The sequence below is a fragment of the Serratia sp. 3ACOL1 genome, assembly GCF_003668775.1.
GTDB lineage: Bacteria > Pseudomonadota > Gammaproteobacteria > Enterobacterales > Enterobacteriaceae > Chania > Chania fonticola.
The window spans coordinates 18,838-38,563 of the sequence record NZ_CP033055.1 but is presented as its reverse complement, the minus strand read 5'-3'; the positions used below and the strand labels follow the sequence as shown (position 1 = coordinate 38,563).

The 19,726-nt window shown below is 54.1% G+C and carries 18 protein-coding genes; 14 read left to right on the top strand and 4 right to left on the bottom strand.

All coding sequences use genetic code 11. The features are described 5' to 3' along the window. Positions 1-113: 113 nt before the first annotated feature. The 8 genes from D9980_RS00185 (at position 114) to D9980_RS00150 (ending at position 9,037) form a co-directional block, all read left to right on the top strand. Complete coding sequence (locus tag D9980_RS00185) at positions 114-692, top strand: lipoprotein (protein WP_121606044.1); 579 nt, start codon at positions 114-116, stop codon at positions 690-692. A gap of 53 nt (positions 693-745) precedes the next feature. Further along, positions 746-2,224, top strand: a complete 1,479-nt coding sequence (gene ampG / locus D9980_RS00180) for a muropeptide MFS transporter AmpG (RefSeq protein WP_121606043.1) — start codon at positions 746-748, stop codon at positions 2,222-2,224. Between the two features lie 445 nt (positions 2,225-2,669). Beyond that, positions 2,670-3,623: a cytochrome o ubiquinol oxidase subunit II gene (gene cyoA / locus D9980_RS00175; protein ID WP_024483941.1), complete on the top strand. Its 954-nt coding sequence runs from the start codon at positions 2,670-2,672 to the stop codon at positions 3,621-3,623. Positions 3,624-3,627: 4 nt separating this feature from the next. After that, complete coding sequence (cyoB, locus tag D9980_RS00170) at positions 3,628-5,619, top strand: cytochrome o ubiquinol oxidase subunit I (protein ID WP_021180174.1); 1,992 nt, start codon at positions 3,628-3,630, stop codon at positions 5,617-5,619. Continuing rightward, on the top strand, positions 5,609-6,223 hold the full coding sequence (locus D9980_RS00165; RefSeq protein WP_024483940.1) for a cytochrome o ubiquinol oxidase subunit III: 615 nt from the start codon (positions 5,609-5,611) through the stop codon (positions 6,221-6,223). Before cyoB ends, D9980_RS00165 begins: the two co-directional genes overlap by 11 nt. Continuing rightward, a complete protein-coding gene (locus D9980_RS00160; protein ID WP_021180176.1) occupies positions 6,224-6,562 on the top strand; it encodes a cytochrome o ubiquinol oxidase subunit IV in 339 nt (112 codons plus the stop codon). It abuts the gene before it with no gap. Between the two features lie 17 nt (positions 6,563-6,579). Continuing rightward, positions 6,580-7,470, top strand: coding sequence for a heme o synthase (gene cyoE, locus D9980_RS00155; RefSeq protein WP_121606042.1), 891 nt, complete (start codon positions 6,580-6,582; stop codon positions 7,468-7,470). A gap of 202 nt (positions 7,471-7,672) precedes the next feature. Next, positions 7,673-9,037 carry an MFS transporter gene (locus D9980_RS00150; protein ID WP_121606041.1) on the top strand — a complete coding sequence of 455 codons (1,365 nt, stop codon included), beginning with the start codon at positions 7,673-7,675 and terminating at the stop codon, positions 9,035-9,037. 502 nt (positions 9,038-9,539) lie between these two features. Here the strand turns inward: D9980_RS00150 and D9980_RS00145 are convergent. Next, complete coding sequence (locus D9980_RS00145; protein WP_024483937.1) at positions 9,540-10,031, bottom strand: YajQ family cyclic di-GMP-binding protein; 492 nt, start codon at positions 10,029-10,031, stop codon at positions 9,540-9,542. Between the two features lie 169 nt (positions 10,032-10,200). Between D9980_RS00145 and panE the strand changes: the two genes are divergently transcribed. Both panE and yajL read left to right on the top strand, forming a co-directional pair. Further along, the gene (panE, locus tag D9980_RS00140; RefSeq protein WP_024483936.1) at positions 10,201-11,112 is read left to right on the top strand and encodes a 2-dehydropantoate 2-reductase; all 912 of its coding nucleotides are present in this window, start codon (positions 10,201-10,203) and stop codon (positions 11,110-11,112) included. Further along, on the top strand, positions 11,075-11,665 hold the full coding sequence (gene yajL / locus D9980_RS00135; protein ID WP_024483935.1) for a protein deglycase YajL: 591 nt from the start codon (positions 11,075-11,077) through the stop codon (positions 11,663-11,665). Before panE ends, yajL begins: the two co-directional genes overlap by 38 nt. Before the next feature lie 40 nt (positions 11,666-11,705). Here the strand turns inward: yajL and D9980_RS00130 are convergent, their stop codons facing one another. Beyond that, positions 11,706-12,497: a DUF4198 domain-containing protein gene (locus D9980_RS00130; RefSeq protein ID WP_121606040.1), complete on the bottom strand. Its 792-nt coding sequence runs from the start codon at positions 12,495-12,497 to the stop codon at positions 11,706-11,708. Between the two features lie 176 nt (positions 12,498-12,673). Continuing rightward, the gene (gene thiI, locus D9980_RS00125; RefSeq protein WP_121606039.1) at positions 12,674-14,122 is read right to left on the bottom strand and encodes a tRNA uracil 4-sulfurtransferase ThiI; all 1,449 of its coding nucleotides are present in this window, start codon (positions 14,120-14,122) and stop codon (positions 12,674-12,676) included. A 284-nt stretch (positions 14,123-14,406) separates the two neighbouring features. On the opposite strand from thiI, the gene xseB reads away from it, so the two are divergent. From xseB to D9980_RS00105, 4 genes are all read left to right on the top strand, one after another. Beyond that, positions 14,407-14,670: an exodeoxyribonuclease VII small subunit gene (xseB, locus tag D9980_RS00120; protein ID WP_024483932.1), complete on the top strand. Its 264-nt coding sequence runs from the start codon at positions 14,407-14,409 to the stop codon at positions 14,668-14,670. A gap of 5 nt (positions 14,671-14,675) precedes the next feature. Further along, positions 14,676-15,578: a (2E,6E)-farnesyl diphosphate synthase gene (gene ispA, locus D9980_RS00115; protein ID WP_024483931.1), complete on the top strand. Its 903-nt coding sequence runs from the start codon at positions 14,676-14,678 to the stop codon at positions 15,576-15,578. A 21-nt stretch (positions 15,579-15,599) separates the two neighbouring features. Then, the gene (gene dxs / locus D9980_RS00110) at positions 15,600-17,462 is read left to right on the top strand and encodes a 1-deoxy-D-xylulose-5-phosphate synthase (protein ID WP_121606038.1); all 1,863 of its coding nucleotides are present in this window, start codon (positions 15,600-15,602) and stop codon (positions 17,460-17,462) included. 118 nt (positions 17,463-17,580) lie between these two features. Continuing rightward, a complete protein-coding gene (locus D9980_RS00105) occupies positions 17,581-18,555 on the top strand; it encodes an aldo/keto reductase (protein ID WP_121606037.1) in 975 nt (324 codons plus the stop codon). Positions 18,556-18,701: 146 nt separating this feature from the next. Here D9980_RS00105 and thiL read toward each other — a convergent pair whose 3' ends face one another. After that, positions 18,702-19,682, bottom strand: coding sequence for a thiamine-phosphate kinase (gene thiL / locus D9980_RS00100; protein ID WP_024483928.1), 981 nt, complete (start codon positions 19,680-19,682; stop codon positions 18,702-18,704). Positions 19,683-19,726: the final 44 nt, after the last annotated feature.

Below are 19,726 nucleotides of genomic sequence, written 5' to 3'. Positions count from 1 at the left end.
TGATGGCGGCAATTTATCGTTGACTCTAGCGCTTTGATTATCAAGCACCCACAACCCTGCCCGCGGGCTTGAACAGCACCGGGTATAAAACCACGATTGATGAGACAGTAATAATGTTAAAAAAACTTTGTCTTCCGCTGCTGACTGTACTTCTGTTGGCAGGCTGTGCTACCAGCACCAATACGCTAAACGTAACCCCGAAGATCGTGTTGCCACAGCAGGATCCCACCCTGCAAGGGATCACCATCAGCATTAACGGTGCAGACCAACGCCCCGATCAGGCACTGGCAAAAGTGAACCGTGACGGCCAACTGATCACCCTGACCCCATCACGCGATCTGCGCTTCCTGCTACAAGAAGTGCTGGAAAAGCAAATGGGCGCGCGTGGCTATATGATTGGGCCATCCGGTGCGGTTGATTTGCAGATCGTGGTCAATACGCTGTTTGCCGACGTTTCCCAAGGCAACCTGCGCTACAACATCACCACCAAAGCGGATATTTCAATCATCGCGCAGGCCAAAAATGGCAACAAGCAGGTGAAGAACTACCGTTCTACCTATAACGTGCAGGGTGCCTTCACCGCCAGCAATGAAAAAATCACCGATGCGGTCAACACCGTGCTGGGTGACGTCATCGCCGATATGGCTCAAGACACCAGCGTCAACGACTTTATCAAGCAAAACGCACGTTAATCAGGCAATGCCTCGCGCTGCTCGGTTTACAGGGCAGCGCAGATCGGGATCTCATGTCGAAACAGTATCTGAATATTTTTACCCAGCGTAATTCCGTCATCCTGTTGGTGTTGGGCTTTGCCTCGGGGCTGCCGTTGGCATTAACCTCCGGCACGCTGCAAGCCTGGATGACCGTCGAAGGCCTCGATCTGAAAACCATTGGTATCTTTTCGCTGGTAGGTCAGGCCTACGTGTTCAAGTTCCTCTGGTCACCGTTTATGGATCGCTACACTCCCCCGTTCCTTGGGCGGCGGCGTGGCTGGTTGTTGATCAGCCAGTTGCTGCTGGTAGTGGCCATCGTGGCGATGGGGTTTATGAATCCGTCACAGCATCTGTGGTGGCTGGCCACGCTGGCGGTGGTGGTAGCATTCTGTTCTGCCTCACAGGATATTGTTTTTGACGCCTACAAAACCGATCTGCTGACGGCCGAAGAACGCGGTGCCGGGGCCGCAGTGTCGGTACTGGGTTATCGCCTGGCGATGCTGGTTTCCGGCGGGCTGGCCCTGTGGCTGGCCGATCGCTATTTCGGCTGGCAGGCGACTTACTGGTTAATGGCCGGGCTGATGCTAATTGGCGTAGCCGCTACGCTGATGGCACCAGAACCGGACGACAGCATTCCTGCGCCGCGCACCCTCGAGATGGCGGTAGTCGCTCCGCTGCGTGACTTCTTCGCCCGTAATAATGCCTGGCTGATCCTGTTGCTGATCGTGATGTATAAGATGGGTGACGCTTTTGCCGGGAGTTTGAGCACCACCTTTCTGATCCGCGGCGTCGGCTTCGATGCCGGCGAGGTCGGTCTGGTAAATAAAACGCTCGGTCTGTTTGCCACCATCGTCGGGGCCCTGTTCGGCGGTGTCTTGATGCAGCGTCTCAGCCTGTTCCGGGCGCTGATGCTGTTCGGCATTTTACAGGCGGTTTCCAACATCGGTTACTGGCTGTTGGCGATCACCGCTAAAAACATCCTCACAATGGGCAGTGCCATTTTCCTGGAAAACCTGTGCGGCGGCATGGGCACGGCAGCCTTTGTCGCTCTGCTGATGACCCTGTGCAACAAATCCTTCTCCGCCACCCAGTTTGCCCTGCTCTCGGCGCTCTCCGCCGTTGGCCGCGTTTACGTCGGGCCGATTGCCGGTTGGTTCGTGACCGCTCATGGCTGGCCACTGTTTTACCTGTTCTCCATCGCGGCTGCGGTTCCAGGCCTGCTACTGCTGTTAATCTGCCGCCAGACATTGGAATACACGCAACGCACCGACAACTTTATGCCACGTACCGAGTTTCGTGCCGCCTACCGCTGGGCATTACGCCTGCTGGGCGCCGGTTGCTCGCTGCTAGGCCTATGGTTGCTGTTGCTGATCGCCAACGCGCTGGATTGGACCGACTGGCCCAACCTCGCCGTGCAGCTGCTGCAAACCGGTGCCATGCTGAGCCTGGTGGGGATTATCATGGGAAGCCTGTTGGACTACCTGGCGTTGCGCCGAACGCAATTAGCGTGATTTTTTTGTTGGCCGATAAAATTCGGCCAACAAAAAAGCATCAGAAAAACGAATTTATTTCGTTAAAAATTTAATATTTTCGCCAAAGCTATTTTTTTACCCGAGTAAAACGCTCGGAAATAGATTTTAATTCACCTCAACAAAACAAAAATTTTACATTAAATAAACCTTTTTGCGCCTATTCAAACATCGCCACCGCTGACGCAATATCCTGACATACCCTTGGTTTTCCATGACATAGCATCCCCCCGGAACGATTCAGCTCGCCAACACGTTGTTGCCATTAGTAAATTGTCACCTTACGTTACATGTGTGACCCCCTTAACAGAAAGTGTCAACAAGCCGCTGACACTCTCTTAAGTATGTTTACAGTACTGCAACCTTCCCGTAAAATGCCCGCACACATGAAACGACAATATAGAGCCTTGGTAATTGGGGTCGTTAGATGAGACTTAAGAAATACAATAAAAGTATTGGGATGTTATCCTTAATTGTCGCCACCGTTATGCTAAGCGGTTGCGATATGGTGTTGATGGATCCCAAAGGAGCAATAGGTGTTGAGCAACGAAGACTGATCCTCACGGCAATCGGCTTGATGCTGATCGTTGTGGTGCCAGTGATCTTCATGGCATTTGCCTTTGCCTGGAAGTATCGTGCTTCCAACAAGAGCGCCAAGTACAGTCCGAATTGGTCACACTCCAACAAGATTGAAGCGGTCGTCTGGACCATTCCAATCATTATCATCGCCATCCTTGGCACCATAACCTGGAAAACAACCCACGCGCTGGATCCATTCAAGCCGATTGTCGCCGACAAAAAGCCAATGACCATCGAAGTGGTGTCGTTAGACTGGAAGTGGCTGTTCATCTACCCAGAGCAGGGTATCGCGACCGTTAATGAGCTGGCTTTCCCGAAAGATGTTCCAGTCGAATTCAAAGTCACCTCTAACTCGGTAATGAACTCGTTCTTTATTCCTCAGTTAGGTGGGCAGATTTATGCGATGGCCGGGATGCAGACCAAACTGCACCTGATCGGCAACGAAGCAGGCAAATACGACGGTATTTCCAGTAGCTTCAGTGGCCGCGGGTTCTCCGGCATGAAATTCACCGCCATTGTCACCCCGACCGAAGGCGACTTCGATCAGTGGGTAGCCAAGGTGAAAGAATCGTCTAATACCCTTAACGCCACCAGCGATTTTAACAAACTGGCAGAGCCGAGTGAAAACAACCCGGTTGAGTACTTCTCCAGTGTCAAACCGAATTTGTTCAAAGAGACTATTGGCAAATTCATGGGTGATATGCACATGCACAAAGGCGCAGAAGCTTCCGCGCACCAGGGCATGGACATGAGCCAGGGTATGGACATGAGTGAACATGCTCACGCCGGAGCCGAGGAATAATCTGATGTTGGGAAAATTAACACTTGATGCGGTTCCGTTGCATGAACCGATCATCATGGTCACCGTTGCTGCAATCATCGTTGGCGGGCTAGCCCTGCTGGCGCTGATCACGTATTTCGGCAAATGGAAGTGGCTGTGGAGCGAATGGCTGACTTCGGTCGACCATAAAAAAATTGGTATCATGTACATCATCGTGGCCATGGTTATGCTGCTGCGTGGTTTTGCTGATGCCATCATGATGCGTAGCCAGCAGGCGCTCGCGTCTGCCGGTGAGGCCGGATTCCTGCCGCCGCACCACTACGACCAGATCTTTACCGCGCACGGCGTCATCATGATCTTCTTCATGGCGATGCCTTTCGTCGTGGGTCTGATGAACGTGGTGGTCCCGTTGCAAATCGGTGCGCGCGACGTTGCCTTCCCGTTCCTGAACTCCCTGAGCTTCTGGTTCTTCGTGGTCGGCGTGGTCTTGATCAACATCTCGCTGGGTGTCGGTGAATTCGCGCAGACCGGCTGGTTGGCCTATCCGCCGTTATCAGGTAAGGAATACAGCCCTGGCGTCGGGGTCGATTACTGGATCTGGAGTCTACAGATTTCCGGTCTGGGTACCCTGTTGACCGGTGTGAACTTCTTCGCCACCATCCTGAAGATGCGTGCCCCTGGCATGCCGATGATGAAGATGCCGGTATTCACCTGGGCAGCACTGTGTACCAACGTGCTGATCATCGTCTCCTTCCCAATTCTGACCGTCACCGTCGCGTTGCTGACCCTGGATCGCTATCTGGGCACCCATTTCTTTACCAATGATATGGGCGGCAACATGATGATGTACATCAACCTGATTTGGGCCTGGGGTCACCCAGAGGTGTATATCCTGGTTCTGCCAGTGTTCGGTGTCTTCTCTGAAGTGACCGCCACCTTCTCGAAGAAGCGTCTGTTCGGCTATACCTCACTGGTATGGGCAACCATCGCGATCACCGTCCTGTCGTTTATCGTTTGGCTGCACCACTTCTTTACCATGGGGTCAGGCGCCAACGTTAACGCCTTCTTCGGGATTGCCACGATGATCATTTCCATCCCGACCGGGGTGAAAATCTTCAACTGGCTGTTCACCATGTACCAAGGCCGTATTCAGCTTAACTCCGCGATGCTGTGGACCGTGGGCTTCATCATCACCTTCTCCATCGGTGGGATGACCGGCGTACTGCTGGCGGTACCGGGTGCCAACTTCGTGCTGCACAACAGCCTGTTCCTGATTGCCCACTTCCATAACGTGATTATCGGTGGTGTGGTGTTCGGTTGCTTCGCTGGCCTGACCTACTGGTTCCCTAAATCCTTCGGCTTCCGTCTGAATGAGACCTGGGGTATCCGCGCATTCTGGTTCTGGATCATCGGTTTCTTCGTCGCCTTTATGCCGCTGTATGCACTGGGCTTCATGGGGATGACCCGCCGTATAAGCCAGAATATCAATCCTGAGTTCCACCCTCTGCTGCTGGTTGCGGCTGGCGGTGCAGCGCTGATTGCCTGCGGTATCCTGTGCCAAGTGATCCAGGTTTACGTCAGTATCCGCGACCGCGAGCAAAACCGCGATCTGACCGGTGACCCATGGGGTGCACGTACGCTGGAGTGGTCAACTTCTTCACCACCTCCGTTCTATAACTTCGCCGTAGTGCCAGAAATTCACGATCGTGATGCGTTCTGGGACATGAAAGAAAAAGGCGAAGCCTATAAGAAACCCGCGAAGTACGAGCCGATTCATATGCCGAAGAATACCGGTGCCGGTGTGATTATTGCTGGCTTCAGCCTGGTATTTGGTTTCGCGATGATCTGGGATATCTGGTGGATGGCGATTGCTGGCTTCGTCGGCATGATCGTGACCTGGATCGTCAAGAGCTTCGATGAAGATGTTGATTACTATGTGCCGGTTGATGAGATCGAGCGCATTGAAAACCAACACTATGAACAAATCAGCAAAGCAGGCGTGAAACATGTCAACTGATACTCTGACCAACCATAGCGCAGCCCATGCCGAGCATGGGCACCACGACGCAGGAGAAACCAAGGTCTTCGGATTCTGGGTTTACCTGATGAGCGACTGTATTTTGTTTGCGAGCTTGTTCGCAACCTATGCAGTACTGGTGAACGGGACCGCTGGCGGTCCCACTGGGAAAGATATCTTCGACCTGAATTTTGTACTGGTTGAAACTTTCCTCCTGCTGTTCAGCTCCATCACCTACGGTATGGCGATGATCGGCATGAACAAGGGCAAGGTAAGCAGCGTTAACACCTGGCTGTTCCTGACCTTCCTGTTTGGCGTCGGCTTCGTGGCGATGGAGATCTATGAATTCCATCACCTGATCGCCGAAGGTTACGGCCCAGACCGCAGTGCGTTCCTCTCCAGCTTCTTTGCGCTGGTAGGTACTCACGGTCTGCACGTAACCACCGGTCTGATCTGGATCATCATCATGATGATTCAGGTGAGCAAGCGTGGCCTGAACCCAACCAATAAAACCCGTCTGATGTGTCTGAGCCTGTTCTGGCACTTCCTGGACGTGGTCTGGATCTGCGTATTTACCGTTGTCTACCTGCTGGGGGTAATGTAAATGAGCCATTCATCCCATGATACCTCTCACGGCGGCGCAAGCCACGGTAGCGTGAAGTCATATCTGACCGGCTTTATTCTGTCGGTCATCCTGACGGTAATTCCATTTGCGATGGTGATGAGCGGCAGCGCCTCTCACTCCACCATCCTGGCGGTTGTGGTCGGCATGGCGGTTATCCAGGTGATCGTTCACCTGGTTTACTTCCTGCATATGAACACCTCATCGGAAGAGCGCTGGAACCTGGTGGCATTGCTGTTCACCGTTATGATCATCGGTATCGTTGTTGTGGGTTCACTCTGGATTATGTACAACCTCAACATCAACATGATGGTCGATTAAGAGCAGAGCTGGACGTGATGATTAAGCAATACCTGCAAGTAACTAAACCAGGAATTATTTTCGGTAATTTAATTTCTGTCGTCGGGGGATTCCTGCTCGCTTCCAAAGGGAGCATCGATTATCCCCTGTTTCTCGCCACCCTGTTAGGGGTCTCGTTGGTGGTTGCCTCGGGCTGTGTATTTAACAACTACATTGACCGCGACATCGACAAGAAAATGGAGAGAACGAAGAACCGGGTGCTGGTAAAAGGCCTGATCGCGCCGAGTGTGAGCCTGGTTTACGCTACCTTGCTGGGTATTGCTGGTTTTGCACTGCTGTATATCGTGGCCAACCCGCTGGCCATGTGGCTGGCGGTGATGGGCTTTGTAGTTTATGTCGGCGTTTACAGCCTGTACATGAAACGCCACTCGGTATACGGCACGCTGATCGGCAGCCTGTCTGGGGCCGCGCCGCCGGTGATTGGCTACTGCGCAGTCACCAACGAGTTTGATGCTGGTGCATTGATCCTGCTGGCTATCTTCAGCCTGTGGCAGATGCCGCATTCCTATGCGATTGCCATCTTCCGCTTTAAAGATTACCAGGCAGCCAATATCCCGGTACTGCCGGTGGTGAAAGGCATCTCCGTTGCCAAAAACCACATCACGCTCTACATCCTGGCGTTTATGATCGCCACGCTGATGCTGACCCTGGGCGGTTATGCTGGCTACAAATACCTGATCGTCGCAGCGGCGGTGAGCGTGTGGTGGCTAGGCATGGCGTTACGCGGTTACAAAGCGGAAAATGACAGCGTCTGGGCGCGCAAACTGTTTGTGTTCTCAATCGTGGCCATTACTTCACTCAGCGTAATGATGTCGATCGATTTCAGTGCCAGTGCCACACCGGAAACCCTGTTAACCTACGCTTGGTAAACAGCGGTAATCTGCGAATGGGCCGCTTAGCGGCCCATTTTATTTGTTTCGGAGAAAAGCACGCCAACTGTAATATCTGTTAAACAACATTCGATTTACCCCCCCTGCCCTACGCACTAGAATGACGCAACTTTGCCGAGGCTATTCCAACAGGCTAAGTCCTCCTACTTAACCCGTTGGAATAGGCTTTACTGAGGTCAAAATGAACGACAATATAATGACGCCCCAAGAACGCCGCGCGACCTGGGGCTTGGGAACCGTATTCTCTCTGCGCATGCTTGGCATGTTTATGGTGTTACCGGTACTGACCACCTATGGGATGGCGCTGCACGGTGCCAGTGAGGCGCTGATTGGCCTGGCTATCGGTATTTACGGCCTGGCGCAGGCGGTATTTCAGATCCCCTTCGGCCTGATTTCGGACCGCGTTGGCCGTAAGCCGCTGATCGTCGGTGGGCTGTTGATATTCGCCCTTGGCAGCGTGATCGCAGCCTTAAGCGACTCTATCTGGGGCATCATTCTGGGCCGTGCATTGCAGGGTTCCGGGGCGATAGCCGCTGCGGTAATGGCGCTGCTGTCGGATTTAACCCGCGAACAGAACCGAACCAAGGCGATGGCGTTTATCGGTATCAGCTTCGGTATCACCTTTGCTATCGCCATGGTGGTGGGCCCGATAGTGACCCATGCTTTCGGTTTGCATGCGCTGTTCTGGATGATTGCCGTGCTGTCACTAGCCGGTATCGCGATTACCTTGCTGGTCGTCCCTTCTGCCGACGAACACGTGCTGAACCGGGAATCGAGCATCGTGCGGGGCAGTTTTAGCAAGGTGCTGAACAATTCGCGGCTGTTGAAACTCAACTTTGGCATCCTGTGCCTGCATATCTTGTTGATGTCCAGCTTCGTTGCCTTACCGTTGGCTATGGAAAAAGCCGGGCTAGCCGCTGCGGACCACTGGAAAGTCTATCTGGTCACCATGCTGGTTTCCTTCATTGCCGTAGTGCCGTTTATCATCTATGCGGAAAAATACCGCCGTATGAAGCAGGTCTTTATGGGTTGCGTGGCAGTGCTGTTTTGCGCCGAGGTAGTGCTATGGTTTTCTGGCCAGAATCTATGGGGCATCATTGCCGGAGTGCAGCTGTTCTTTATGGCGTTTAACGTCATGGAAGCCATTCTGCCTTCGCTGATCAGCAAAGAGGCCCCAGCGGGTTATAAAGGCACGGCGATGGGGGTTTACTCCACCAGCCAGTTTATTGGCGTGGCCATCGGTGGCAGCGTGGGCGGCTGGTTATATGGTTTTCAGGGAGCAGGGTTGGTGTTTATCGCCGGTGCGGTACTTGCCGCCGTCTGGTTTGTGGTCAGCAGCACCATGAAAGAGCCGCCTTACGTCAGCAGCCTGCGTATCACGTTGTCTGAACTGGCGGTAAAAGATTCGGCGTTACAAAGCCGTTTGCTGGCTCAGCCGGGCGTAGCGGAAGCGGTTGTGGTTCCCGAGGAGCGCAGCGCTTACGTGAAGGTAGATACCAAACAGACCAATCGCGGTCAGTTGGAAGCCCTGATCGCAGCGCTTTAAGGATGCCCATCTACTTTGGCTTGATCGTCTGTTGTTCCCCCTCACCCCAACCCTCTCCCACAGGGAGAGGGAGCCGTACGGAGCTGCATTTAAGTACAGGAGTTAATCTGTGACACTGCGTACGGGGACAAGACGTATTAGGTGTTGAAGTCAGGTGCGGGAGTTAATTCTTGGCACGGTCGGTCCCCAAAAAGGAGAGGGAGCTGGTACGGCATTATAGTCAGGCACAGTACTCTGTCTGTGGCATGCTCAGTTGAATATTTGACGCGGGATTGCAGACTGGAACAGACGTAAAGTTGTAGCACGATCGCTCCCTTCCCCAAAAAGGATAAGGGGCTGGTACGGCATTATAGTCAGGCACAACACTCTGTCTGTGGCATGCTCAGTTGAATATTTGACGCGGGATTGCAGACTGGAACAGACGTAAAGTTGTAGCACGATCGGTCCCCTCTCCCTGTGGGAGAGGGTTAGGGTGAGGGGCTATCCCCCAGACCTGCACAACTTAATCGCGGAAGTTTTTAAACTGGAACGGCTGCCCCAGATCGGCACCACGGATCAGCGCCATCACGCTTTGCAGATCGTCGCGCGCCTTACCGGTAACGCGGATTTCATCACCCTGGATCTGCGCCTGTACCTTCAGCTTGCTGTCTTTGATCAGCTTGACGATCTTCTTCGCCATCGAGCTTTCGATCCCCTGCTTGAGCTTGGCATCCACGCTGTAGGTTTTGCCACTGTGGGTCAACTCTTCCGGAATTTCCAGCGCGCCGCCTTCAATGCTGCGTTTCATCAGTTTTTCGCGCAGGATATCCAGCAGTTGCTGCACCTGGAAGTCAGACTCGCTGGCGACCTTAATGCTTTCGTCTTTCTCGTTCAGCTCAAAGCTGGCCGGTACGTTACGGAAATCCCAACGGGTGCTGAGATCGCGGGTAGCGTTATCAACGGCGTTGCGAACTTCCTGCATATCAATTTCGGAAACGATGTCGAAAGATGGCATACTTCTCTTCCTCCTGAATGGGTGCTGTATGATTTCGTTGCCGTGCATGATACCCGCTTTGCGGTTTCAGGCAAAATTCAGATATACGCCTGAACAAGACGTTCAACAACAGAAAAGCCTATAATCAAAAGGATGCATCAGTGGTCTTTCCGAAAACCAGGGAGATGAAATGAAAATAACCATTCTTGGTTGCGGCGCGCTCGGACAACTGTGGCTAGCCAAACTCTATCAGCAGGGCCACGATGTACAGGGATGGTTACGGGTGCCCCAGCCATTTTGTGCGGTCAACGTCATTGAACCCGACGGCACATCGTTTAACCGTAATTTGCCCACCAACGATCCCGAACACCTGCGGCAAAGTGAGTTACTGTTAGTCACGCTGAAAGCCTGGCAGGTTTCCAGCGCGGTGACGGCATTGCTGCCCAAATTAAACCCTCGCTGTGCCATTTTGCTGCTGCATAACGGCATAGGGACTCAAGAGGAGTTGCCACCGCATAGCCAGCCTGTGCTACAGGGCATCACCACCCATGCCGCACGCCATGATGGTAACACCATTGTGCACGTCGCCAACGGCACTACCCATATCGGCCCAACGACCCAGCAAGCGACCCATCTCAGCCATCTGGCAGAAATTCTGCATCAGGCCCTGCCAGACGTTGCCTGGCATAACAATATTGCTTCGGCCAGTTGGCGCAAGCTGGCGGTCAACTGCGTCATCAACCCGCTAACCGTACTGTATGACTGCCGTAACGGCGATCTACAACGCTACCCTGAGCAGATAGAGCTTATCTGCCGTGAAGTGGCTAGCGTGATGGAGATGGAAGGTCACCACACCTCGTGCGAAAGCCTGGTGTTCTATGTAATGCAGGTGATCCAGTCAACGGCGGACAACACTTCCTCGATGCTGCAGGATATCCGTTCTCAGCGGCACACCGAGATCGACTACATTACCGGTTATTTGCTGCGTCGCGGACGCAGTCACGGCATTCCCCTACCAGAAAATACCCGGCTGTTTGAAATCATTAAACGCAAGGAAAATAGCTATGAGCGCATCGGTATTGGTCTGCCTGGCACCTGGTAGTGAAGAAACCGAGGCCGTAACCACCATCGACCTGCTGGTTCGTGCCGGTGTCAAAGTAACGACCGCCAGCGTTGCCAGTGACGGTGGCCTGACCATCGTCTGCTCACGCGGCGTGAAGCTGCTGGCAGACGCCCCCTTGGTGGCAATTGTTGACGACCACTTTGACGCCATCGTCTTACCTGGCGGTATCAAGGGTGCGGAATGTTTTCGCGATAGCCCGTTGCTGGTGGAAAAAGTCCGCCAGATGCATCTGCAAGGCAATATAGTCGCCGCCATCTGTGCGGCACCGGCCTTGGTATTGCAGCATCACCAACTGTTTCCGATCGGCAATATGACCGGCTTCCCCGGCCTGAAAGAGCAGATACCGGAAGGGCAGTGGATGGAAAGACGCGTCGTGTTCGACCCACGCGTCAACCTGCTCACCAGTCAAGGGCCAGGCACCTCGATGGAGTTTGCCCTGAAACTGATCGATTTGCTGTTGGGTAAGGCCAAAGCGGCTGAGATAGCGGCGCAGCTGGTACTGATCCCCGGCATGTACGACTTCCGCGATTGAAGCAATATTGGCAGGCCGGTTGGCCTGCCAAGCCAATGGCTTATTCGCTGATGGTAAAGGTCAGCGTTGAAAGCAACACAGATTCATCACATTTCGCCTTATCCACATAAGGCAGTTTATGTTCGGTTTCGACTACCCAATATCCCGCCTTCAGCGGGTAAACATTGACTTTGCCCTTGCCGTCGGTCTGATTCAAAAAGGCTTTGGCATGACTATGAGTATGCCCGTGGTGCTCATGTTGGTCGCCAAAACCGGCAAACGTCGCCGTCACATCGGCATTCTTTAGCGGTTTCCCGTCATACAATACCTGTATTGGCAACGGCTGCCCTGGCTTGATGGTGGCCGGGTTGGCTAACGGGATAATTTCCAACTGCAACCCCTGCGGCTGGCTGATGACTGCGGTCTCTGTCGCCCCATCGATATTCACAATAGTTTTGCCAAACATGGAAGCCCGCTCGCAGTACAGCGCGTCTGGCATTTCCGTCCTGCTCTGCTGTTGCCATCCCGCTTTATTTTTCGACCAATAGGTGGGTTTATAGATAGCGATAGCGGCATAGCTGCCCTTGGCTAACGGTTTTTCCGTCACGAACTGGTAATTCTCTTTACCAGGCTTCAGCATCAGATCCCCATCCTTCCCGATTAGCTGTGCCGGTGCAAAAATGTGCAGGCGATCTTCAGGGATCGCTTCTGCGGAAGGGAACTCATCTCCATAACCGAGCTCTATCGTGCTCTGCCCGCCCGCAGCAGGTAGCGCATTAACCCATAATGAATGAGCTTGTGAATAGCTGACAAACCAAAAAGGCAGTATCGCCACCAACTTTTTTAACTGCATTAACCTGCTCCTTTCCCAATCAATAAAAAGTTATGTTATAACGTAACAATAGATAAACCAAAGTAAGCCACTATGTCAAAGTTATTCGAGGGGAAAGAGAAAAAAGAGGATCAAACAGGGGAAGTGGTTAAGGATAGCAACACCAGAGAAACGGCATTGCTACCCTGCAACGCAGATTACGGGCGGTAGACTTTAACGTTAGCGTAGCCCTGCTCCAGCAGGTACAGCGCTTGCAAACGGCTCATCACGCCGCGCTCACAGTACAGCAGATAGGTTTTGCTCTGATCGAGATCGGCAAACTGCGTGCCTAACTTGTAGAACGGCAGCAGTTTGACTTCCACCTGCGCCAGTTGCAGCGGCTTCTCTTCCTGCTCGTCCACCGAACGGATATCCAGGATCACTTCGTCAGCGCTGAATTCAGCCACGGTTTCTACTTCGGCGACCTGCTGACTGGTTTCTTCTGCGATAGTGCGGATATCGACGTTACGTGCTTCGCGCACCACGCGATCGAGGATTTCGAAGTCAAAGTGCCCTTCTTCCTCTTCAATCCTGGTTTTGATTGCCTTGACCGTCGGGCTTTTTGAGATCACACCACAATACTCCGGCATGGTCTTGGCGAAGTCTTCGGTGCCGATTTCACGCGCCACGTTGATGATATGCTCTTTATCATGTGAGATCAGCGGGCGCAGGATCAGGGTATCGGAAGCGTTATCGATCAGGCGCAGGTTGGTCAAGGTCTGGCTGGAAACCTGGCCCAGCGCTTCGCCGGTTACCAAAGCCTGGACGCCATAACGTTCAGCAACCTGGGAAGCGGCACGCACCATCATGCGTTTGAGCACCACGCCCATCTGGCCATCATCGACCTTTTCCAGGATCTCACCGACCACCGGTTCGAAATCGATCGCCACAAAGCGCACCTTGTGCGAGCTGCCGAAGCGGTTCCACAGATAGTAGGCAACCTGCTTGACGCCAATTTCGTGCGCCGCGCCACCCAGATTAAAGAAGCAATAATGTACGCGGCAGCCACGGCGCATCAGCATATAGCTGGAAACACCAGAGTCAAAACCGCCGGAAATCAGTGACAGCACATCTTCCTGGGTGCCGATCGGGTAGCCGCCAATGCCTTCGCGGCGCGCCTTGACCAGCATCAGCTTGTCGTCATCGATCTCCAGGTTCACCGTGACCTGAGGGCGAGAAAGTTTGACGCGTGCGCTTTCAATATGCTGGTTCAAACCGCCACCAACGTAGCGCTCTACATCCTGCGAGCTGAACTCATGCTTGCCACGGCGTTTCACCCGCACGCAGAAGGTCTTGCCTTCCAGTTGATCGCGGTAGGTTTCCAGCGTCTGCTCAAAGATGTGGTGGACATCGGTATAGGCGCGATCTTCCACTTCCAGGATATGGTGAATGCCGGGAATACGCGTCAGGGCATCGGCAATCACCGGGCGCTGATCTTCGTTTTTGGCACGCACCTCGATAAAATCCCAGTGACGGACAACCGCCAGAGTTTCATCATACTGCTTCAGGACGTTACGGATGTTGGTAGTCAGGATCTTAATGAAGCGCAAGCGCACAGATTGACTCTTGATGGTGATTTCCGGGAACAATTTAATGATAAACTTCATGGCGGTCTTTATAGTCTGATGAAAATGAGGCAATACCTCTGCCCTATGGGGTTCAGCGGCGGCGGTTAGCTGCCACTGCAAGGCTATTAGGTATACAATGGCGATAAGATTGATAAAATCGCGGGCTGGCCGAGCTTTTATCAATCTTATCTGGGCGCGAAGTATATCACTATCTGCACGCGTGCCGTGCACAAAACCACATAGACGTGCCATGATTTGCTAATCAAGATCCGCTAGGATAGGCTCGGGCCCCACTGTTCACATGATGATGTAAAAAGAAAACTATGGCGAAAAAACCTGCACAATCAGACAGTAAAGAGCAAAGCATCAGCTTTGAGAATTCTCTGAGCGAACTCGAGAGTATCGTAACCCGTTTGGAATCCGGCGAGTTGCCGCTGGAAGATGCGCTCAACGAGTTTGAACGTGGCGTCCAATTGGCTCGTCAGGGCCAACAAAAGCTGCAACAGGCGGAGCAGCGCGTACAGATCCTGCTCAACGACCAGAACGACGATGCCGCACTGACCCCTTTTACCCCGGACGCTGAGTAATTACGATGTCTGAGTTCCACGATCAGTTACAGGCCTTCCATCAGCGCAGCGATCGCGCACTGCTTGGCTATATCGCTCCACTGCCGTTCAATGATGGCAAAATGGTTGAGGCGATGCGTCACGGTGCCTTGCTGGGCGGTAAACGGCTACGGCCTTTCCTGGTTTACGCCACCGGGCAAATGTTTGGCCTGAGCCTGGAGAATCTGGATGCCCCAGCGGCGGCAGTGGAGTGCATCCATGCCTATTCGCTGATCCATGACGATCTGCCAGCGATGGATGACGACGATCTGCGCCGTGGGCAGCCAACCTGCCATATCAAATTTGGAGAAGCTAACGCGATTCTGGCGGGCGACGCCCTGCAAACGCTGGCTTTCTCGATCCTGGCTGACGCCGACATGCCCGATGTGGCACTGCGCGATCGGCTGGCGATGATTTCCGAACTGGCCAAAGCCAGCGGCGTTGCCGGTATGTGCGGTGGCCAGTCGCTGGATCTGGAAGCCGAAGGTAAGCAGATCGATCTACAGGCACTAGAACAGATCCACCGCCATAAAACCGGCGCGCTGATCCGTGCTGCGGTTCGCTTGGGGGCATTGGCCGCCGGTGAGCCAGGCCGTGCTGCACTCCCTGAACTTGACCGTTACGCGGCGGCCATCGGCCTGGCGTTTCAGGTGCAGGACGATATTCTTGACGTCGTGGGCGAAACCGAAAAAATCGGTAAACGCCAAGGCTCCGACCAACAGCTTGGCAAGAGTACCTACCCGGCCCTACTTGGGCTTGACAGCGCCAAGTTAAAAGCGTGGGATCTCTATCAGGAAGCCTTGGCCTCATTAGACTCGTTGGCCACACAATCTTATAACACCGCACCATTACGTGCATTGGCCAACTTCATTATTGAACGCGACAATTAACTCCTCTGATATGAGTACTGAATGAGTCTTGATATAGCCAAATACCCGACCTTGGCCTTAGCGGAAAATCCTGAAGAGCTCCGCTCATTGCCAAAAGAAAGCCTGCCGAAGTTGTGTGATGAACTGCGGCAATACCTGCTGGACAGCGTCAGCCGTTCCAGTGGCCACTTTGCGTCTGGGCTGGGTACCGTCGAGCTGACGGTGGCACTGCATTACGTCTACAACACCCCTTTCGATCACCTGGTTTGGGACGTTGGTCATCAGGCTTACCCACATAAAATCCTGACCGGACGGCGTGACCGCATCTCAACCATCCGCCAGAAAAACGGCCTGCACCCGTTCCCGTGGCGCGCCGAAAGTGAATATGACGTGTTGTCCGTTGGCCACTCTTCAACCTCGATCAGCGCGGGTCTTGGCATGGCCGTGGCCGCCGCGCGTGAGGGCAAAAATCGCCGCACCGTCTGTGTAATTGGCGACGGTGCCATCACCGCAGGCATGGCGTTCGAAGCCATGAACCATGCGGGTGATATCACCCCGGATATGCTGGTAGTGCTGAACGACAACGAAATGTCGATCTCCGAAAACGTCGGAGCATTGAATAATCATCTGGCGCAGCTGCTGTCTGGCAAGCTCTACTCCACGCTGCGCGAAGGCGGCAAGAAGGTGCTCTCCGGCGTACCGCCGATCAAAGAACTGCTCAAGCGTACCGAAGAACACCTCAAAGGCATGGTAGTCCCCGGCACGCTGTTTGAAGAGCTGGGCTTTAACTACATTGGCCCGGTAGACGGGCATGACGTGCAGGGATTGGCCGCTACGCTAAAAAACATGCGTGACCTGAAAGGCCCGCAGTTACTGCATATCATGACCAAGAAAGGCCGTGGCTATGCTCCGGCAGAAAAGGATCCGATTAGCTTCCACGCGGTGCCAAAATTCGATCCGGCCAGCGGCACCCTGCCAAAAAGCGCTGGCGGCCTGCCAACCTATTCCAAGATCTTTGGTGAATGGCTGTGTGAAACGGCGGCCAAAGACAGCCAACTGATGGCGATCACGCCAGCCATGCGCGAAGGTTCCGGCATGGTGCAGTTCTCTCGTGACTATCCGCAGCAATATTTCGACGTGGCGATCGCCGAGCAGCATGCGGTGACTTTCGCCGCCGGATTGGCGATCGGCGGTTACAAGCCGGTGGTGGCGATCTACTCCACCTTCCTGCAGCGCGCCTACGATCAGGTGATCCACGACGTGGCGATCCAGCAGTTGCCGGTGATGTTTGCCATCGATCGCGGCGGAATTGTCGGTGCCGATGGCCAGACTCACCAGGGCGCCTTTGATATTTCGTTCCTGCGCTGTATCCCGAACATGGTGATCATGACGCCGAGCGATGAAAACGAATGCCGCCAGATGCTGTACACCGGTTATCACCATAATACGGGCCCAAGTGCGGTACGCTACCCACGGGGCAACGGTACGGGTGCAACGCTGGAACCTCTGGCTGCACTGCCGCTCGGTAAGGGCATAGTGCGCCGCGAAGGGGAAAAGATTGCCATCCTCAACTTTGGTACCCTGTTGGCGGAAGCCGCTCAGGTCGCCGAAGCGATGAACGCTACGCTGGTGGACATGCGTTTTGTCAAACCACTGGACGAACAGCTGGTGCTGGAAATGGCCGCCAGCCACGAAGTGTTGGTGACGCTGGAAGAGAACGCCATTATGGGCGGCGCTGGCAGCGGGGTTAACGAACTGCTGATGGCCAAACGCCGTGTGGTGCCCGTACTGAATATTGGCCTGCCGGATTACTTTATCCCACAGGGAGGCCAGGAAGAGATCCGCAGCGATCTGGGCCTGGATGCGGCCGGTATTCAGCGCCAGATCGAAACCTGGTTGGCATAAACTAGCTAGGGGCGCCGCACTGGGCGCTCTTATCAATCCCACCCTTCAACGCCACACCCATCATTTCTGCATCATTTTCCGCTACAGTTATTTTTTGAACGGTACACAGGAGAGAGGCATGAAATATCTAAAGCTAGGTAACACCGATCTCAACATTTCCCGCATCTGTTTGGGTTGCATGACCTACGGCGAACCCTCACGTGGCAACCACGCCTGGACGCTGCCGGAGGAAAGCAGCCGCCCGTTGATCAAGCAGGCGCTGGATGCGGGCATCAACTTCTTTGATACTTCCAACAACTATTCCGATGGCAGCAGCGAGGAGATCGTTGGCCGGGCACTGCGCGACTTTGCTCGCCGCGACGAGGTGGTGATTGCCACCAAAGTCTATAACGCCATGAGCAACCTGGAGCGCGGCCTGTCACGCCCCAAGATCATGCAGTCGATCGACGACAGCCTGCGGCGTTTGGGTACCGACTACGTCGATTTACTGCAAATCCACCGTTGGGACTATGAATCCCCGATCGAAGAAACGCTGGAAGCCCTGCATGACGTAGTAAAAGCTGGTAAAGCACGCTATATCGGGGCCTCTTCGATGTACGCCTGGCAGTTTGCCAAGGCGCTGTACACCGCCGATCTGCACGGCTGGACACGTTTTGTCAGCATGCAGGATCAGTACAACCTGATCCAACGGGAAGAAGAGCGCGAAATGCACCCGCTTTGCGCCGCCGAAGGGATTGCCGTACTTCCCTGGAGCCCGCTGGCTCGTGGCAGACTCACACGCCCCTGGGGCGAAACTACAGCGCGTCTGGTCAGCGACCTATATGGCAAAACCTTGTATGACGCTACCGAAGGGGTTGATGCCCTGATTGCCGAGCGCGTAGCCACTATTGCTGAAGAGCGCGGCGTTTCGCGAGCGAAAATCGCCCTGGCATGGCTGTTGAGTAAACCAGTGGTTACCGCGCCGATTATTGGTGCCTCACGCAGCGAACACTTGGTCGATGCCTTAGCCGCCGTTGATCTGGAGCTAACATCGCAAGAGATTGCAGAGTTAGAAACGGCCTATGTGCCGCATCATGTGGTCGGCTTTGAATAGCAACTGAGGCGTACTCCAAAATGCAAAAACCCGACTGGTGAGGTCGGGTTTTTACGTTTCGGCCAATAGCTCTGGCCGGAGTAGAGCCATCTCTTACTAACAGTCTCAGTATGAGACCAAAGAGACTCATACCGCAATACTAATAACTATTGAGCGCTCCCGAAGTGATCGTAACCACTCCAAGGCAGTTCAACCTCTTGCTGATCGCGGTAGAACTTCATCCCTTCAGACTGCGGGCCGATCTGGCCAATACAGGTGTAATCCGCACCTAAATGGCTTAATGCCACTTCCAGCGCACCCCGATTGATCTCTGGCACGGTGAAGCACAGTTCATAATCTTCACCGCCGGTCAGCGCCCAGCGCAACGCCTGATCTTCATCGGTATTGCTGGTCAGCGTCTGCGACAGCGGCAACTCATCCAACTCGATACGGGCACCGCACTCAGAGGCGTTCAGCACGTGTCTCAGATCTGAAATCAGACCGTCAGAGATATCGATCGCCGAGCTGGCCAAATCACGCAGCGCCTGGCCTTGCAGCACACGCGGATGCGGACGCAGATGGCGCGCCAACAGATATTCCTGAGCAGCCCGATCGCTCACTTGCAAACGATCCTGCAGGATTGCCAGCCCGGCGGCGCTGTCACCCAGCGTACCGGTCACGTAAATCCAGTCGCCAATGCGTGCTCCGCTGCGGGTTAGCGCCCGCCCGACCGGGATATGGCCGTGGATCGTCAACGTCATGCTCAGCGGGCCACGGGTGGTGTCGCCGCCAATCAGCTGCATGCCGTAGTAATTCATCTGTTCGAACAGGCTATCGCTGAATGCCTTGAGCCACTCTTCGTTCACTTCCGGCAACGTCAACGCCAGCGAAAGCCACGCGGGATCGGCGCCCATTGCTGCCAGGTCGCTCAGGTTAACCGCCAGGGCTTTATAGCCGAGATCGGCGGGATCGATATCCGCCAGGAAGTGAATACCCGAAACCAGGGTATCGGTACTGATGGCTAAAAGCTGTTTTTCCGGCACTGTAAGCAGTGCGCAGTCATCGCCAATGCCGAGCTGTACGTCGCGGCGCACACTTTTGAACCGGTCAAAATAGCGGGCAATGAGATCAAATTCGCCACATGCCATAATTCGTCTTCCAAAGAAGTAAGGCCGGTTTCCCGGCCTTATAT

Excerpts from the sequence above, each read along its gene's own strand:
- D9980_RS00185 (WP_121606044.1), top strand. The coding sequence starts at position 114 with ATGTTAAAAAAACTTTGTCTTCCGCTGCTGACTGTACTTCTGTTGGCA.
- ampG (WP_121606043.1), top strand. The coding sequence starts at position 746 with ATGTCGAAACAGTATCTGAATATTTTTACCCAGCGTAATTCCGTCATC.
- cyoA (WP_024483941.1), top strand. The coding sequence starts at position 2,670 with ATGAGACTTAAGAAATACAATAAAAGTATTGGGATGTTATCCTTAATT.
- cyoB (WP_021180174.1), top strand. The coding sequence starts at position 3,628 with ATGTTGGGAAAATTAACACTTGATGCGGTTCCGTTGCATGAACCGATC.
- D9980_RS00165 (WP_024483940.1), top strand. The coding sequence starts at position 5,609 with ATGTCAACTGATACTCTGACCAACCATAGCGCAGCCCATGCCGAGCAT.
- D9980_RS00160 (WP_021180176.1), top strand. The coding sequence starts at position 6,224 with ATGAGCCATTCATCCCATGATACCTCTCACGGCGGCGCAAGCCACGGT.
- cyoE (WP_121606042.1), top strand. The coding sequence starts at position 6,580 with ATGATTAAGCAATACCTGCAAGTAACTAAACCAGGAATTATTTTCGGT.
- D9980_RS00150 (WP_121606041.1), top strand. The coding sequence starts at position 7,673 with ATGAACGACAATATAATGACGCCCCAAGAACGCCGCGCGACCTGGGGC.
- D9980_RS00145 (WP_024483937.1), bottom strand. The coding sequence starts at position 10,031 with ATGCCATCTTTCGACATCGTTTCCGAAATTGATATGCAGGAAGTTCGC.
- panE (WP_024483936.1), top strand. The coding sequence starts at position 10,201 with ATGAAAATAACCATTCTTGGTTGCGGCGCGCTCGGACAACTGTGGCTA.
- yajL (WP_024483935.1), top strand. The coding sequence starts at position 11,075 with ATGAGCGCATCGGTATTGGTCTGCCTGGCACCTGGTAGTGAAGAAACC.
- D9980_RS00130 (WP_121606040.1), bottom strand. The coding sequence starts at position 12,497 with ATGCAGTTAAAAAAGTTGGTGGCGATACTGCCTTTTTGGTTTGTCAGC.
- thiI (WP_121606039.1), bottom strand. The coding sequence starts at position 14,122 with ATGAAGTTTATCATTAAATTGTTCCCGGAAATCACCATCAAGAGTCAA.
- xseB (WP_024483932.1), top strand. The coding sequence starts at position 14,407 with ATGGCGAAAAAACCTGCACAATCAGACAGTAAAGAGCAAAGCATCAGC.
- ispA (WP_024483931.1), top strand. The coding sequence starts at position 14,676 with ATGTCTGAGTTCCACGATCAGTTACAGGCCTTCCATCAGCGCAGCGAT.
- dxs (WP_121606038.1), top strand. The coding sequence starts at position 15,600 with ATGAGTCTTGATATAGCCAAATACCCGACCTTGGCCTTAGCGGAAAAT.
- D9980_RS00105 (WP_121606037.1), top strand. The coding sequence starts at position 17,581 with ATGAAATATCTAAAGCTAGGTAACACCGATCTCAACATTTCCCGCATC.
- thiL (WP_024483928.1), bottom strand. The coding sequence starts at position 19,682 with ATGGCATGTGGCGAATTTGATCTCATTGCCCGCTATTTTGACCGGTTC.